Source organism: Streptomyces diversicolor (assembly GCF_057537855.1).
Window position 1 is genome coordinate 26,413 of sequence record NZ_BAAJXA010000042.1, and the last position, 15,328, is coordinate 41,740.

Annotated in this window: 15 protein-coding genes; 13 read left to right on the forward strand and 2 right to left on the reverse strand. The window is 70.6% G+C overall.

Features of this window, described 5'->3' with window-relative positions; genetic code table 11:
• The first annotated feature begins 84 nt into the window (after positions 1-84).
• Both AC27LF_RS36050 and AC27LF_RS36055 read left to right on the forward strand, forming a co-directional pair.
• A complete protein-coding gene (locus AC27LF_RS36050) occupies positions 85-510 on the forward strand; it encodes an ATP-binding protein (protein ID WP_479663440.1) in 426 nt (141 codons plus the stop codon).
• Positions 507-707 (forward strand): hypothetical protein, encoded by a 201-nt coding sequence (locus AC27LF_RS36055; RefSeq protein WP_479663439.1) that lies wholly within the window; start codon positions 507-509, stop codon positions 705-707. The genes AC27LF_RS36050 and AC27LF_RS36055 overlap by 4 nt, the downstream gene beginning before the upstream one ends.
• Before the next feature lie 441 nt (positions 708-1,148).
• Here the strand turns inward: AC27LF_RS36055 and AC27LF_RS36060 are convergent, their stop codons facing one another.
• Positions 1,149-1,529, reverse strand: coding sequence for a hypothetical protein (locus tag AC27LF_RS36060; protein ID WP_479660557.1), 381 nt, complete (start codon positions 1,527-1,529; stop codon positions 1,149-1,151).
• Positions 1,530-1,773: 244 nt separating this feature from the next.
• On the opposite strand from AC27LF_RS36060, the gene mobC reads away from it, so the two are divergent.
• Genes mobC through AC27LF_RS36075 form a run of 3 tightly spaced genes read left to right on the forward strand, consistent with a single transcriptional unit; the run spans position 1,774 to position 5,140 of the window.
• On the forward strand, positions 1,774-2,217 hold the full coding sequence (gene mobC / locus AC27LF_RS36065; RefSeq protein ID WP_479660558.1) for a plasmid mobilization relaxosome protein MobC: 444 nt from the start codon (positions 1,774-1,776) through the stop codon (positions 2,215-2,217).
• Positions 2,214-3,983 carry a relaxase/mobilization nuclease domain-containing protein gene (locus tag AC27LF_RS36070; RefSeq protein ID WP_479660559.1) on the forward strand — a complete coding sequence of 590 codons (1,770 nt, stop codon included), beginning with the start codon at positions 2,214-2,216 and terminating at the stop codon, positions 3,981-3,983. Before mobC ends, AC27LF_RS36070 begins: the two co-directional genes overlap by 4 nt.
• Positions 3,984-3,997: 14 nt before the next feature.
• Positions 3,998-5,140, forward strand: coding sequence for a hypothetical protein (locus AC27LF_RS36075; protein ID WP_479660560.1), 1,143 nt, complete (start codon positions 3,998-4,000; stop codon positions 5,138-5,140).
• Between the two features lie 64 nt (positions 5,141-5,204).
• On the opposite strand, the gene AC27LF_RS36080 is transcribed toward AC27LF_RS36075, so the two are convergent.
• A complete protein-coding gene (locus tag AC27LF_RS36080; RefSeq protein WP_479660561.1) occupies positions 5,205-6,266 on the reverse strand; it encodes a C40 family peptidase in 1,062 nt (353 codons plus the stop codon).
• A gap of 506 nt (positions 6,267-6,772) precedes the next feature.
• Between AC27LF_RS36080 and AC27LF_RS36085 the strand changes: the two genes are divergently transcribed.
• The 8 genes from AC27LF_RS36085 to AC27LF_RS36120 are packed head-to-tail and all read left to right on the forward strand — an operon-like array spanning position 6,773 to position 15,285.
• Positions 6,773-7,252 (forward strand): hypothetical protein, encoded by a 480-nt coding sequence (locus tag AC27LF_RS36085; protein ID WP_479660562.1) that lies wholly within the window; start codon positions 6,773-6,775, stop codon positions 7,250-7,252.
• Positions 7,249-7,551: a hypothetical protein gene (locus AC27LF_RS36090; protein ID WP_479660563.1), complete on the forward strand. Its 303-nt coding sequence runs from the start codon at positions 7,249-7,251 to the stop codon at positions 7,549-7,551. The genes AC27LF_RS36085 and AC27LF_RS36090 overlap by 4 nt, the downstream gene beginning before the upstream one ends.
• A 13-nt stretch (positions 7,552-7,564) precedes the next feature.
• Complete coding sequence (locus AC27LF_RS36095) at positions 7,565-8,371, forward strand: hypothetical protein (protein WP_479660564.1); 807 nt, start codon at positions 7,565-7,567, stop codon at positions 8,369-8,371.
• Positions 8,368-9,903: a hypothetical protein gene (locus AC27LF_RS36100; RefSeq protein WP_487231288.1), complete on the forward strand. Its 1,536-nt coding sequence runs from the start codon at positions 8,368-8,370 to the stop codon at positions 9,901-9,903. The genes AC27LF_RS36095 and AC27LF_RS36100 overlap by 4 nt, the downstream gene beginning before the upstream one ends.
• Positions 9,900-11,348 (forward strand): SCO6880 family protein, encoded by a 1,449-nt coding sequence (locus AC27LF_RS36105; protein WP_479660566.1) that lies wholly within the window; start codon positions 9,900-9,902, stop codon positions 11,346-11,348. The genes AC27LF_RS36100 and AC27LF_RS36105 overlap by 4 nt, the downstream gene beginning before the upstream one ends.
• A gap of 16 nt (positions 11,349-11,364) precedes the next feature.
• Positions 11,365-12,960: an ATP-binding protein gene (locus AC27LF_RS36110; RefSeq protein ID WP_479660567.1), complete on the forward strand. Its 1,596-nt coding sequence runs from the start codon at positions 11,365-11,367 to the stop codon at positions 12,958-12,960.
• Entirely contained in the window at positions 12,957-14,696 is a 1,740-nt protein-coding gene (locus tag AC27LF_RS36115) for a type IV secretory system conjugative DNA transfer family protein (protein WP_479660568.1), read from the forward strand. The genes AC27LF_RS36110 and AC27LF_RS36115 overlap by 4 nt, the downstream gene beginning before the upstream one ends.
• On the forward strand, positions 14,686-15,285 hold the full coding sequence (locus tag AC27LF_RS36120; RefSeq protein ID WP_479660569.1) for a DUF4913 domain-containing protein: 600 nt from the start codon (positions 14,686-14,688) through the stop codon (positions 15,283-15,285). The genes AC27LF_RS36115 and AC27LF_RS36120 overlap by 11 nt, the downstream gene beginning before the upstream one ends.
• The last annotated feature ends 43 nt before the right edge of the window (positions 15,286-15,328 follow it).

The following is a 15,328-nucleotide window of genomic DNA, read 5'->3' on the forward strand; positions in this document are numbered from 1 at the left end:
CGACTGTACCTGTCGCTACCCCCTTCGGCCTTTACGGTCGTGTCTCGACCAATCCGCTACCCCCGAGGTCTGGCGATGCCCGACATGACCACCACACCCCGCGCGGCGGGACACCCCGGCTACAGCGAGACGATGGAACGCACGCCGGAGACCGCCGAGAAGGCACGCGACTTAGCTCGGATCGCCCTGCGCGTGTGGGAGATGGACAAGGTCGGGGACACCGCCGCTCTGGTGCTGACGGAGCTGTTCGCGAACGCCGTCCGGCACGCTCGCGGTCAGTCCGTGCGGGTCATCATCAACCGGCCTGACGAGGACCGGGTCTACGTGGCCGTGATCGACCGTGAGCCCCGGCACCTGCCGGAGCTACGCGAGGCCGGACCGGACGACATCGGCGGCCGCGGGCTCGCGCTGGTTGAGGAAATGGCGGACCGTTGGGGGTACGACCTGATGGGCAACGGGCGCCATTGGTGGGGCAAGCGTGTCTGGGCAGAGATGAAGGTGACCCGATGACCGATACCGAGACCATGCCGTCGGTCGGCGACGAGGTGATGGAGGGCCAGACGCGGGCCGTCGTCACCGACATTCGCGGCGGAGTCGTGTGGCTCCGCAAGCCGCACGGTGGCGGACCGGAGTGGCCGGCGGAGGAGCCGCGCAAGCTCACCGTGCGCCGCACCCGCAAGGAAATGATCGCGGCGGGCGACCTGTGAGCGCCCGCCGTACCAGCGGGCTGTAGCCCGCTCCCCGAACCCCGCTGCTCGCGCCTCCCCCGTCGCGGACAGCGGCCGGAAACGGTGCCCCGGATACCCGCCTGTGAGGGTCCGGGGCACCGTTGCGTGTTCCAGAATTCTGGAACGCCCTACCCTCCCGGCCCGCACCCGCGAGACGGCCCTAGCCGCCTGCCGGGCCTCTTGGCGCCGACCCATTTTCCTCCCTCCCCGTCAAGGCCCTTCCGCAGGTCGGGGGACGGAGTGTCAAGGTGGAGCGCCCGCACCGCAGGGGCGTCGGGAGGAACGAGCGACGCGGCGAGGAGCGGACGTACGACCTTGACGCGGAGGAGCCCGGCCGGACACTGGAGAGGCCGGGGAGGGATGCGTGCACAACGCGAAGGGCCCCGCGCAGCGGGGCCCTTCCCTCTTCGTTCGTCGTGGTCAGCCGGAGACGCCTGCGGCGGCCGCCGTGGCGGCCTCACCGGCGCCTTCCTGCTCCGGGATGGCAGCCGCCGGTGAAGCGACCGCAGCCTCCGCTGCGGAGCTCTCCGGCGTCGCCTTCTTCGCCGTCGACCGCCGACCGCGCGGGCGCCCCTTCGGACGCTTCGCCGGTTCCTCGGCACCGATCGCCTTGAGTTCCTCCGCAGTCCAGCCCGCCGCCTCCGCGGCGACGAAGGCCTCGGCGTACGGCGCGTCCAGTTCCGCCAACTGGCGCTGGAGTTCCTCGCGCTTGCCCAGGATCTCCGCCAGCGGCTCGAAGGCCTTCTCGCGGGCCGCCTGCGCTTCCCTCATCTTCTGCATGAAGTCGTGTGCACTCGCCATGCCCGTGATCGTACTTGCTCCGTCCGGACGGCGGCCGCCGGGGCGGGCCCATTACCGCAGGCCGCAGGGGTCTTTGACGGGTCACCACGCGCATTGTGTGTGCTTCCGGATGGCCTCAGCCACCGGAAGCGAGTTAGTGCAAACTGGGCCCAGTTTGCGTGATCCCCGGCTTTCGGCCCACTACTGTGGGCGGCCGGTGATCTTTGGTCCGAGCACGGACCGGGGGGTTGGGAAGGGGGCTTGCGTGGCAGAGCCACCGGCAGCGGACGGCCGGCGCCGCTCCTCCGATCGCAGCGCACGCTACCGCGAGCGCGAGGCCGACGGCCGTCGCGACAAGCGCATCAAGGTCTCCTACACCGACACCGAGCTGACGATCGTCCGCGAGGCCGCAGCGCGCGACAACCAGGCCCTCGCCGCATGGGTCGGCGACGCCGCCCTGAAGGTGGCCAAGGAGAAGGTCGTGCCCGTCTCGATCGAGGCACGCGACCTCATCGCCGAACTCATCCAGGCCCGTAACCAGGCCTCGCGCATCGGCAACAACGTGAACCAGATCGCGAAGGCCTTGAACGCCGACGGCACCGTGACCGGTGACCAGCTCACGGCCACACTGGACGCGATCCTCAAGGCGATCCAGCGCATGGACGAGGCAACGCGCCAGGTGATGCGCGAACGGCGGCCGCGCGCATGATGCCGAAGAAGGCCCGGGACGGCACGGACACCTGGGGACTGCTGGACTACCTGTACGGCCCGGGCAAGCGCGACGAGCACACCGACCCGCACATGGTCGCTTCCTGGGACGACCCCTATGTCGAGGACCCGGCACGCTCGCCACACATGACGATCGCCGACCTGGCGCTCATCCTGGACGCCCCCGTGCACGCTCTGCTCGGCAAGCGACCGGCCAAGCACGTGTACCACGTCGCGGTGCGCAATGCGCCCGAGGACCGGCTCCTGACGGACGAGGAATGGGCGAGGGTCGCCCGCGAGATGATGCACGCCGCCGGTATCGCCAAGCACGGCGACGACCAGGGCTGTCGGTGGGTGGCGATCCGGCACGCCGACGACCACATTCACATCGTCGCGACGCAGGCCCGGCAGGACGGTCGCAAGCCGCGGCTGCGGCAGGACATCCCGAACATGCACGCCGCCGCGCGGAACTTCGAGGTCGAGTTCGGGCTGCGTCGGCTGACCCACGGCGACAAGACCGCGCGGAGATGGCCGAAGACCGGGGAGCAGGAGAAGGCGGTCCGGCGCGGACTGCGGGAGCCGGTACGCGAGACGCTTCAGCGGGCGGTCCGAGAGGCTGCGGCCGCCGCCGCGAACGAGGACGACTTCTTCGCCCGGCTCACCGCCGCCGGGGTCCGGGTGAACAAGCGCGTCGCGCCGGACGGGAACATCACCGGGTACTCCGTTGCCCTGCCCGGCGACCGTGACGGCGGACAGCGCGCGGTGTTCTTTCCCGGCGCCCGGCTCGCCTCCGATCTGTCGCTGCCGCGCGTGCGGGAACGCTGGGCGAGACCCGTCACGGTGCCGACGGTTGCGCCGGCGGAGATGTGGCAAGAGGCGGAGCGGCGCGTACGCGCGGCCGCCGACCAGCTCGGCGCAGGCGGGCTGCACCAGGGGGCCGGGGACGTCGCAGCGCTCGGCGACCTCATCGTCATCGCAGCGGTGATCTCGCCGCGCATGGTGCGCGACCGACTGCGGGACGCGGCGTACGAGTTCGAGCGCGCCTCGCGCGTGCCGGGCGACCGCGCGCTGGAGGGGCAGGCGCGCAGTCTCTACCGGGAGTCGACACAGTTGCTGTCCCAGTCGGCGGCGGCCGCCGGACGCAGTGACACGGTCGCCGCACTCGGCTTCCTGCTCGCTCTCGTGACCGCAATCGAGGCCTCTCGCCGCTGGCACCAGGCGCAGGAACACCGAGCCCAGGCGGAGGCCTCCGGCAAGGCCGGTCGACTGCTGCGCGAGGCAGTCGAGGTGACCACCGGCGCGAGCGCGGCACGCGAGTACCGGCCGCGCCCGAAGCGCACGACGACCCGTCCCACCGGGGCCCGCCGCACCCCTGCTGTCTCGGGTGAGCGACCGATGGCGGGCGTGCTCCAGGAGGCGGTGCCCGAACACGCGCGTGCGGTGCTCGCAGACCCGGCGTGGCCCGCACTGCGCACCAGACTGGCAGCGGTCGAGAAGGCCGGAGAGGACCCGGTCGAGGTCCTCGCCGCCGTCGCGGCACGAAGGGAGTTGACCTCAGCGGACTCAGTCGCAGAAGTGCTTACATGGCGGCTGGACGGGTGGAGTCGTCAGCGCGGCGCGACGACGGCAGCCACCGGCAAGAGCCCGTCACCGACGTCCACGGGCGGCACCGGCCGCACCAGTGGACCGCGCAAGACGGGGGCGCCCGAACCGACACGTCGGCCGCCGGGTGATGAGCAGCGCAAGGGCCCGCGAAGGGGCCGGTAACGAGGGGAGCGAACATGACGATGCCGACGCCGGAGGAACGCCCCGGCGAGGCGTTCGCGGAGGCCGCCGCCGAGGCGGTGCAGACCTCCGTGATGGCGTTCCGTCTGGTCATGGCCATCGCGGATGCGGTGCGCCGCCAGCAGCAGAAGAAGGCGGGGAAGGAGGACGAACTCCCGGACGCCGAGACGGCCGCGGCGGAGGCTTCGGAGGAGGTCAAGAAGTTCCTCCCGGACGACATCTGCACGGCGTTGCTGGAGGGCGCCGACTGGCCCCAGCTCGCCCAGCAGCTCATGGCACTCAAGCGGGCCGGGGTCGATCTGGAGACGATGCTGCCGCGCGTCGGCGAGATCACCGTGACGGTGCGGGACCAGGTCGCGGCGAACGCTGAGAAGGTGAGGCGTGAAGGCACCGAGGAGTGGGCGAAGTTGCTGCGCGAGACGCTCCCGGCGGGACCGGTGCGCGAGGCGATCCTGTCCTCTCCGGACTGGCCGCAGATGGCCCGGGTGATGGCGACGCTGAACGAGCACGCTGTCGACGTGCGGGCGATCCTCGCGTCCGCACACGAGGAGGGCATCGGCGTCGACCAGGCGATTGCCAAGGTGCTCGCGGCGGCGGAGGTACCGACCACGAGCCGGGACGCGACGCTGTCGTACGGACCGCTGACCACCGGTTTGGACATCCCGAGGGACCTCGATCTGGGGGACCGGGAGCGGGCCCTTCGGCAACTGTCCATCGCGCCGTCGGAGAACCAGCGATTCGCGCGCATGGTGCGCGAGGCAATGCCGGGCAACGAGCGTGAGGCGGACCTTCTGGTGTCGGCCCGTCAGTGGCCGCTGGTGGCCGCGCGGATGGCGGACATGGAGAGCAAGGGGCAGCCGGTTGCGGAGCATCTGGCCCGCCTGTCGAAGGACCCCTCATGGCAGGAGGGGGAGCAGCCGCAGATTGGGCGGCGCCTGGTGCAGGCCGCCAACGATGCACTGCGCAAGCCGGTCGGTGCGCCGGCGGGACCGGGGCCGAAGGTGAACACCGCGGCGGCCCGGTCGACGTCGCCCAGTGTGGGCCCTACTAAGGCCGCGAAGGGCGCCGCACCGACGACACCCGGCGTGGCCGCGCACCGGGAGGCCGGACCCACCGCGAAGAGTGGCAAGACCCGGTAGAGCACCGGCCAGATGCACGTGTGCCGCAGACCGACGACCGGTCTGCGGCACACGTCGTTTCGGGTCAGGGGCGGGTGGCCCCGTAGTAGTCCCGCTCGGGCATCGCGGAGGTCAGGGGAGCGAGTTCCACGTCCCTTCCAGTGCGCGGGGCCTGTACCACGTTGCCGTCGCCCGCGTAGATCGCCACGTGATAGATCGAGCCGCTTCCGCCGTGCGACCAGAACAGCAGATCGCCCGGCTTGAGGTCGCTGCGGGAGACGGGCCGGTCGGACGTGGCGCCGTACTGCGCGGACGCCGTGCGCGGCAGTTGCAGCTTGGGTGCGAAGGCGTACTGGACGAGGCCGGAGCAGTCGAAGCCGATGGTGCTGGAGGCCACGCAGTCACCGTTGAGGTAGCCGTTCGTGCCGTCGCAGAACCCCTTGGTCGGGCCGGTGGGTCCGCCCCCGCCCCACGCGTACGGAGTGCCGATCCGGCCGATCGCCTTGCGCAGCGCGTCGGCGGCCGCGCCGTGGCCGGAGACCTGGATCAGGCTCGGACCCTGGAAGCGCGGGATGTAGCTCAGGATGAGCTGGACGTAGTTGAACGTCTCGCCGTTGGCGAAGGACTTCGGTGGCACGCCCTTGAACTGTTCGACCCTGCCCCAGCCCGCGTTGTACCCGGCCAGCGCGAGCGCGCGGACGTCGCCCGGGAAGCCGGAGGACTTCGCCTGCTTCAGCAGCGAGCACATCATCCGGCCCTGCGCCATGACGGCGTCACCTATGTCCCACAGGGAGGTCTCGCCGTTGCCGTCGTCGTCGCGTCCCCAGGTGGCGAAGGTCGAGGGGAGGAACTGCGCCGGGCCCTGCGCGCCGGCGCCGCTGGTCGCCTCCTCCTTGGAGGTCTTGAACTTCGCCTCCTGCCAGAGCTGCGCGGCCAGCAGCGCCGGGGTCAACTCCTGTTCCTTGCAGGCGGCGTCCGCCTTGAGAATCCACTCCCGGAACTCGGTCGGCACGCCCTTCAGGCCGCCGTTGGCGCCGCCTTCGGTCGCCGAGGCGTTGTCGTCGGAAATCACCACCCCTACCACCACGAGAAGTGACAGGACGATGAGTCCTATGACCGCGGCGGCGGCCCCCATGAGCACCTTCACGTGCTATCCCCCCGTGCGTGTTCTCGCTTCGCTGTCGTGCCGGTTGTGTGACTTTCTGCCGTACTAGATCACGAGTTGTTTGGCGTGTGCGCCTCCATTCGGTCGGGGCCGGACCGAGTGCGCGGCCGCGGCTCACGTAGGGTCGGGATCAGGTTTCGGACAGGGCGACTTCGCACAGCGAAATCACGCCCCCTTCATTTCGCTCAGCGAAATGGAGGCGTCCATGTGGAACCGTTGGCGACCCGGGGGTGTGGCTGATGAGTGTGAGAGTTGACGGTGTGACTTCGGCCAGGTTGACCAGGTGTGATCGCTTCGCAGTCTCGAAACGGCTCCTACGGTGCAGGCAAGTCCCCGACTGTCGCGCGCTGTTGTAGAGCGACACCTGTGCCTGACCTCCGACTCTCGGGAAAACACCACCCTGCTTTGTCGGAGGTTCACGCTAGCCTCAGTGATCCCAAGAACCCAATAACGTGACTTAAACGAAGGCATACGGGGGGAGTTGCGGCATGACCACCCAATCGGTGACATCAACCCCGGGCACTGGTGCGCCGGTTGCCCTCCGGTACGCGCTGATGCCCGTCGACAACGGTTACGGCATTGCAGTGGCGACCGTCGCCAAGATGCTCGACAACGACGCCGGCGGCGCCCGGGCCCGCGTGCTGACGTACGGCGAGCACATCCCGTACGGCGCCTCCCCGGTGCTCGTAGCCGACTCCACGCTGTACGCCGTGCAGATGCTGGAGCAGACCCTGCTGCGCTGGGGATCGCTTCCCCGGCCGTGGCTGGTGTGGGTGGCCGACTCCCCGGCCCGGCCCGTGCAGGACGCCCGCTTCCTGGTCCGCGCCCTGGAGGGGCGACTGGCCGGGGTGGCGAGGCTGCCGTACCTGCCCGTCCTGCGGGCCGTTAAGGGTCCTGACGAGGCCCTGGAGTACAAGGACGTCCGGAACGCCGCCGAGAAGCTGCGGCGCACGATCGAAGGGAAATGAGCATGGCCATGGAGCGGGCAGCCGCCGCCGATGTGTACCTCGCCGGGCTGATCCCCGGTGCCAAGCCGACGAAGATCCCGGGCATGGACGGCCCGGTCTCCCAGATCTTCGGCTACGGCCTGTGGCTGCTGATCCTGGCCGGGGTCGGCGGCGTCGCGTTCGGCGTCTACAAGCTCGCCGTCTCGGACAAGAGCCGCAACGGCGGCGGAAGTGAGCCCTTCAAGTGGATGGGGGGCGGGCTGGCAGCGATCATCTTGTCCAGCTCCCTGATCGCGATCCTCAACGGCATCGCAGGCTGAGGCGGGCGGAGACATGGCACGCACCAGGGGGACGTGGAACACGAAGGGCACGTGGCTCGCGGGTGCGTCGCTCGCGGCCGTGCTCGCGCTGACCGGTTACGCGGTGCTCAGCGGCGGCGACGACGACGGCGGCGGGAAGACGCCCGCGGGCAAGCCGGGCGCGAGCGCGAGCGCGTCCGCCTCGCCCGGCCCGAGCGCGACGTACGCGCCGCCGGAGAACTGGACCGAGCCGAACTCGTGGGCGGCGCTTCCGCGGGGGAAGCGCACCGACGACCACGGCAGTCAGGTGGGCTTCCCGAAGACCACCGAAGGCGCCGTGGCGATGATGGTGGCCGCCAACGCGACCGACATCGAGGGCCAGAAGTCCAACGTGGACGAGCAGTTGCGCATCTACCGGTCCTACATCGGCAAGGCCGACCAGTCGTCGCAGAACGCCGAGCAGATCGAGCTGAACGCGCAGGCCAGCGACAAGGCCCTGGCCAAGCAGATGGGTGTGAGCGCCGGGTCGCCGCTGCCGTCGGGCGCGTACGTCCGCAGTACCGTCGTGGGCTTCAAGATCATCAAGAAGTCCGACACCGAGGTCAGCGCGTGGCTGCTCTCGCGCGTCGTCCAGAAGAACGGCGAGATGGACAAGGAGTCCGGCTCCTACACCCGCACTCTGGCCGGCGCGCAGTGGGAGGGCGGCGACTGGAAGCTCACCGGCGACGCCACTGCCCGCGCACAGCAGGACGTCCAGGGCCAGGCCCAGCCGCGTATCGTGGCCCCGGGCGACGCTGACTTCAACGACTCCGGATGGACGGCCATAAGGGAGGCGTCGTGATGCGCCGAAGCGCCGTGGGGCGCCGGTTCGCCGCGGTCCTGCTCGCCCTGGTCGCGGTGTTCGGCGTGTCCGTCGTCTCGGCGCCGCAGCCCGCGCGGGCCGACGGCATCATCGGCAACGCGATAGAAGGGGCGTGCCGGATCGGCACCGGCCCGGTGCTGGGGACGATCCTGCACACCGGCGGCAAGCTGGGCGGCATAGGCGGTCTGACCGGCTCGGACATGTGCGACGCGGTCGGCGACGTCGGCGAGAAAGCCATCAAGGAGGCCTGGAAGAACGTCTGGGACTCCGTGTTGGGCGACATCATCAAGTCCGCCCAGGACGTCACCAAGTGGATCATCAAGAAGGTGTTGACCTTCGCGCTGCTCGGGCCGTCGGTCGACCTGAAGGGCACCGGACTGTGGGACGGCCAGGCCACCCTGGCGGGCATGCTCGTCTGGCTCGGGCTGGTGATCGCCGTGGCCGGGGTGATCTGGCAGCTTGCCAAGATGGCGGTCACCGGCAAGGTGCAGCACGCCGGAGTGGCCATGAGGGGATGGGTGGAGAACCTCTTCCTCTCCGCCCTCGGCGTGAGTCTGTTCGCGTTCCTGCTCACGCTCGGGGACGCACTGAGCGCAGGCCTGGTGAAGGCGACCTTCGACGACGACGGGCAGGCCTACGAGCGGATCATCGCCGTCCTGCTACCCAACGCGGTCTCGAACCCCATCACCCTGCTGTGCATCGTCGGCGTGCTGCTGCTGATCGGCTTCATCCAGATGGTGATGATCTTCCTGCGGCAGAGCGCCATCCCCATCATCTGCCTGCTGATCCCCGTGGCCGGCGGCGGCCGGACGGGCGGTGAGGCCACCCGGAAGTGGGCGCCGACCCTGATCACCTCCGGCATGGTCATCGTTGCGTACAAGCCCACGGTCGCGGTCATCATCTGCACCGGCTTCGCGGAGTTCGGCCACTCGAAGACCCTCGCGGAATGGCTGCGCGGCTGCGCCACGCTGGTCCTCGCGGTCCTCGCCCCGGGGCCCCTCACGAAGATTTTCGCCCCCTTCGGGGCGGCGGTCGGCGCGGGCATGAGCGCGGGCGGCGCCAGCGGCGCCCTGTCCGCCGCGGCGGGCTACTTCGCCGGGAAGGCCAGCGGAGACAGCGACGGCGATGCGGGCGGCGACAACAGCGGCACGAGCGCGGTTGAGCACGCGAAGTACGTCGAGCAGAGCATGGGCAGCCAGGGGCAGGGCGGCGGCGACGGCGGTTCCGGCGAGGACGGCGGCCAGGGCGGCGACGCCCAGGCGCAGGCCGCCCGCAACGAGGCCGGACGCGTGCCCGGGCAGGGCGGCCCCGAAGGCGCTGCCGGAGCGGACGCCGCAGCCGCTGGTGCAGGTGCCGGAGCGGGCGCGGCTGGTGCAGGTGCCGGAGCGGCGGCCGCGGGAGGCGGCGCTGCGGCGGCCGCGGGCCCGGTCGGCGTCGGCATCCAAGTCCTGGACGGCGTCAATGACGCGATCCAGGGCGCGAGCGGACAGATCGGCGGAGGGAACCAGTGACCACCCACGAAGTGCCCAAGACCCTGATGGTCGAGGGCTTTCGAGCCCGCCGGAGCTTCGGCTTCGGCGGGCTGTCGCGCAACGCGACGATCTTCGCAGCGGTCATCCTGATGGCGGACGGCCTGATCGCCACCCAGGCCCCGCTGACCCTGCTGGTCACCCTGCCGGTAACCGGCGCAATCTTCGGTCTGGCCGCCGCCAAGCGGCACGGCATGTCCGCGCTGAACTACTACTGGGCCAAGGTCGCCTGGAAGCGGGCGGCCAAGTTCGACGCCACCTCCTACCGGCGTCTGCTGCTGCCGCACCCGTACGCCCTGGACCTGCCCGGCGTCGGCGCCAGCTCAACCCTGATCAAGGCCCACGACCCGACCAGCGGCCGCCCCGTCGGCGTGGTCCACGACCGCGCGACCGGCTACATGACCATCACCACCCTGCTCGCCCCGGGCGGCAGCCTCATGGCGCCCACCGGCGCCGTACAGAGCAGCCTGCGCACCTGGTCGTCTGTGCTGGACGCGATGTCCACCGACGAGCAGGTCAAGGGGGCGTCCGTCACCATCCAGATCACCCCAGGGGCCGGAGAAGCACTCGGCGACGACGTCGCCTCCCGCAAGGACCCGAACGCCCCGCAGCTCGCCAAGAAGATCATTGACGAACTGGTCCGCACGACCCCGCACGCCACCGCGAGCGTGGCGCCGTGGATGAGCGTCACCGTCGACCCGAACGCGTCCGCCAATCCGCCGGCGGACCTCGCCGAGCAGGTCGCCGAGGCGCTGCGGGTGGTCGACTCGCTCGACCTGTCCGGCACAGGCACGGACATCGAGCGCCGGGCGACCGACGTCGACCTGCGCCGGATCGTGCGCAGCGCCTACGACCCCGATGTTTTCAACGCCCGCGACAAGGAGTTCGAGGAACTGTCCTGGGCGGAGTGCGGCCCGCAGGCCGCCGACGACGGCTGGGAGGAGTACGCGCACGACGGCGGGGTGTCCATCAGTTGGGTGCTGCGCGAGATGCCGCGCCGCCCCCTGCCGTACTCCGTGCTGCTGCCGCTGCTGGCCCCCGGGCGCTACCAGCGGCGCATCACCCTGTCCTACCGCGTGCTCGACCCGTACGAGGGCGAGGCGGTGCTGGAACGGGAGATCTCTCACGCCCACAACCAGGCCCGCGCGACCGCTGAGGTCAAGGGCCGCGCGAAGTACAGCCAGAAGGCCGACGCCGCCCGTGCGGAGCGGGCCGCCGCACAGGTGGCCGCCGGTGCCCAGGTGGTCGACTGGACCCTCATGGTCACGGCCACCGCCCGCCGCACCGCCGACCTGCCCGCCGCGCGCCAGGAGCTGGCCCGCGCGGTCAAGGCGACCCGCGGCATCCGGATGAGGAGCGCGTTCGGCGCCCAGGCCGCCGTGTTCGCGGCTGGATTGCCGATCGGCTACTCGCCGCTGGTGAAGTGAAAGGGGGCTGACGACGATGGCACGCAAGACCAAGCCGGTGCCGGTGACCACTCCCAAGCGGGTGGTCAAGGCGACCGAGCAGGCGCCGACCCGCGAGGAGCGGCGGGCCGAGAGGAAGCTCCGGGGCCGCTTCGCCCCCAGGCTCGGGTGGGGCGGCAGGTTCGGCGGCCGCGTGCCGGTCGAGGACAGCGGCACCGTCTACACCGGCCCCACCTCGCAGGCGGGCGGCATCTACCCCTTCCTGCTCGGCAGCGGTCTGCCGCCGCGCGGCGTGCCGGTCGGACGGGACGTGTTGACGGGGGAGTTGGTGTGCATTGATCCCAGCGGGTGGACCGGCAAGCTGACGACGAACCCGGGCGTGTGGGTCATGTCGCAGCCGGGCGCGGGCAAGTCCGCGCTGGTCAAGCGCATGTGCCTGGTCTACTCGGCGTACGGGTTCCTCACCTGCGTCCCCGGTGACGTGAAGGGCGAGTACAGCGATCTGATCCGCGAGCTCGGCGGCTCCGTCGTGCGGATCGGCGACGGCATCGGCCGCCTGAACCCGCTCGACAGCGGCCCGTTGAAGGGGGTTGTGCACACGCTGCCGGTCGAACGGCGTGAGTCCCTGCTGGACGTCCTCAACGGCCGGCGGCTGGAGACCCTGGTCGCGCTGCTGTCCACGAAGCATGGACTCGGCAGGTCGCCGAACGAGATCGAGAGGTCTGCGCTCGACACCGCGGTGCAGGTCGCCTCTGCCGCGCAGGAGTCCGGCAGTGACCCCGTGGTCGCCGACGTCGTCCGGGCCCTGCGGGCAGCGCCCGAGGAGCTGCGTACGAAGTTGGCCGCGGAGGGGGAGAGGTACCAGGACCTGACCCGGTCGGTCATCGCCGGGCTGGACAACCTCATCGGGGGGCCGCTCAAGGGCCTCTTCGATGGCCCGACGACGACCCCCTTGGACATCTCGGCGCCCGCCGTGTCCGTGGACATCTCCGCCCTGCGGGCCCGCGGCAATGACGTGGTCAGCGCGGGCATGATCGCGACGTGGGCGTACACCTACAGCGCGATCGACTCCGCCCGCAGCATCGGCCTGATGGACCGATCCCTCGTGCTGCCCATGGACGAGATGTGGCGCGCCCTGCGCTCAGGCCCGGGCCTGGTGGACGCGATGGACGCCATCAGCCGCCTGAACAGGACGACCAACGACGTGACGATCTATGTCACGCACTCGCTGCTGGACGTCGAGGCCCTGCCCACGGAGACCGACCGGGCCAAGGCCCGCGGGTTGATGGACCGGTGCGACACGTGGGTGATCGGCGCGTCCTCCGAGGAGGAGCTGCGCCGGGTCACCGGCAAGCGGTCCCTCACCGAGCAGGAGCGCATGATGATCGGCTCGTGGTCCTCTGCGACGTCGACCGGGCTCGACATCGACCCGAGTTTCGACGACGCCGACGGCAGCAACGGGCCCCTGGAGGAAGAGGGCGCGCGGCACCCGGGCCGCGGCAAGTACCTGATCAAGATTGGCACCCGGCCCGGGATCGCGGCCTCCCTGGAGCTGACCGCGACCGAACTGCGGCTCTACCGCACGGACACTAACCGGCGCCGGACGACGAGGGTGGGAGGCGACAGCCGATGATGACGGACTCTGACCGGGCATGGGCCGGCGGCGCGATCCTGTTCGGTGGCGCGGTGACGCTGTCCGCCACGACGTGGGCCGGAGCAGCGGGCGGCGCACTGATGACCGGCGAGGACATCGCCCCGGCCTCCCCGCTCACCGTCTACCGGATGATCAGCGACTGGTCGGCGGTGTGGCCGCAGTCGCAGACCGCGTCCATCGTCGGCGCCACCGTCGCGGACCTCGCGGTCGTCGTGTTCCTCGTATGGGGGCTGCGCTGGACCTTCAAGTGGTTCAGGAACCCCTCCAGCTTGGCCACCCTGCACCAGGTGCGGGAGCTGACACCGAAGCACGCGGCCCGTACCGCGACCCGGCTGCGGGCCTCGCTGAAGGGGGCGAAGGCCTCGAAGCTCCCGGCCCGCGACCGGGGCGTTCTCCTCGGCGACCACCTGCCGTCCGGGGTCGAGCTACGCGGGTCCGACGAGGACACCTACGTCGCCATCATGGCGCCCCGCGCGGGCAAGTCGACCAGCCTCGCCATCCCGGTGGCGGAGGAGGCGCCCGGCGCCCTGCTGATGACCAGCAACAAGGCCGACGTCTACGCGGCCACGGTCGGCTCCCGCGGGAAGGTCGGGCAGACCTTCCTGTTCGACACCCAGGGCGTCGCGCAGGCTGAGCGGGACGTGTGGGTCGACCTGGTGGCGCAGGCCGAGACGCTGGAGGGTGCCGAGCGTCTCGCCAGCCACTTCGTCAACCAGATCACGAGCGAACAGGCCGACCCGTTCTGGAGCCAGGCCGCCGGAGACCTGCTCACCGGCCTGTTCCGGGCGGCGTGGTGGGAGGGCGCCACCGTCCGCGAGGTCATGAAGTGGCTGTCCGACCCGAAGGAGAAGGCGCCGCTCCGCGTGCTCTATAAGCACGAACCGGTGCTCGCCGAACAGGTCGATTCCTCCATCAATATCGCCGAAGAGACACAAAGCGGGATCTATCAGAACGCGCGTACGGCCATGAGTGCCTTGCGTGACGAGAAGGTGCTCGCGTGGGTCACCCCGGACAAGCACCGGGCCCGCTTCGACCCCGAGGCCTTCGCCACCAGCACGGACACGCTGTACCTGCTGAGCAAGAAGGGCGGCCCGTCCTCGGCGCTCGTGGCCGCGGTCGCCGACGCGGTGTTCACCGCCGGCACCGAGGCGGGCGAGCGCCACGGCGGCCGCCTGCCCGAGCCGATGCGCGCCGTCCTGGATGAGGCCGCCAACATCTGCAAGATCGCAGACTTGCCCGACCTCTACAGCCACCTGGGATCTCGCGGCATCACGCCGTTCGTGATCCTCCAGAGCTACCGCCAGGGCGTACGGGCGTGGGGCGAGGTCGGCATGGACTCCATGTGGTCCGCAGCCACGAAGAAGGTGATCGGTGTCGGGATCGATGACGCCAAGTTCGCCCAGGACATCAGCAGCCTGACCGGCGCGCACTACGTCGAGCGGGGCTCGTACTCCAAGAGCAAGGACGGCGGTAGCCGGAGTTGGAGCGAGCAGCGCGAGCAGGTGCTCGACCCCGCCGAGATCCGCTCCATGCGCAAGGGGACGGCCCTGCTGATGTCCACCGGCATGCCCGTCGCCCAGATCGGTCTGCGCCCCTGGTACGCGGAGAAGGCGATGGCGCACATCGGCCCGCAGATGCGCGAGGAGGAGGCCGCCATCACCAAGCGCGCCGTGGGCGCGTACGAGCTGCGGAAGGCGACGCGCAGTGGCCGATGAGCAGCCCGACGATGTTCCGGAGCTGGACGTGCCGATCGGCATGTTCGAGGACATCGAAGACCTCAAGGCGCAGGTCGCGAGCCTGACAACCCTGGTCAAGAAGCTGACCGGAGGCGAAGAGGGGGAGCCGGGCGAGGCCTCCGCTGACGAGGAGGGGACGGCCGGCGGGGAAGCCGCCGGGGAGGACGACGGCGAAGAGGAGTGGCAGTACCCGCCCTTCATCCTCTTGTTGGACCCGCCGGAGTACGACGACGAACTTCGAGCGCTGATCGAGTGGGTGGAGGGGGTGCTGGTGCCCGGCTACCTCGCAGAGCCGTCGGCCGATGCCCGGTGGTGCCACCTGTGGTGGGAGCATCCCGTGGCCATCGCCCGCCTGCATGCCGTGTGGCTCGCCTGGCAGGAGCTGACGGACCCGGCATCCTGCGGGTACACCGGGCCCTCGGTCTGGCATCGCGACCACATGGACCCCGCCCTGCGGGAGCTGCGGGCCTCCACCGGCCCCTTCGCGGGCTGCACCAAGGGCGAGCACCAGATCGACCACCGCATGCCCGGCCTGGTGCCCAGCGCCTGGACGCACGCCGAGGACTGACGCAGCGCCACACGACGACGGGCCGCCGGGGCGGAACTCCCCC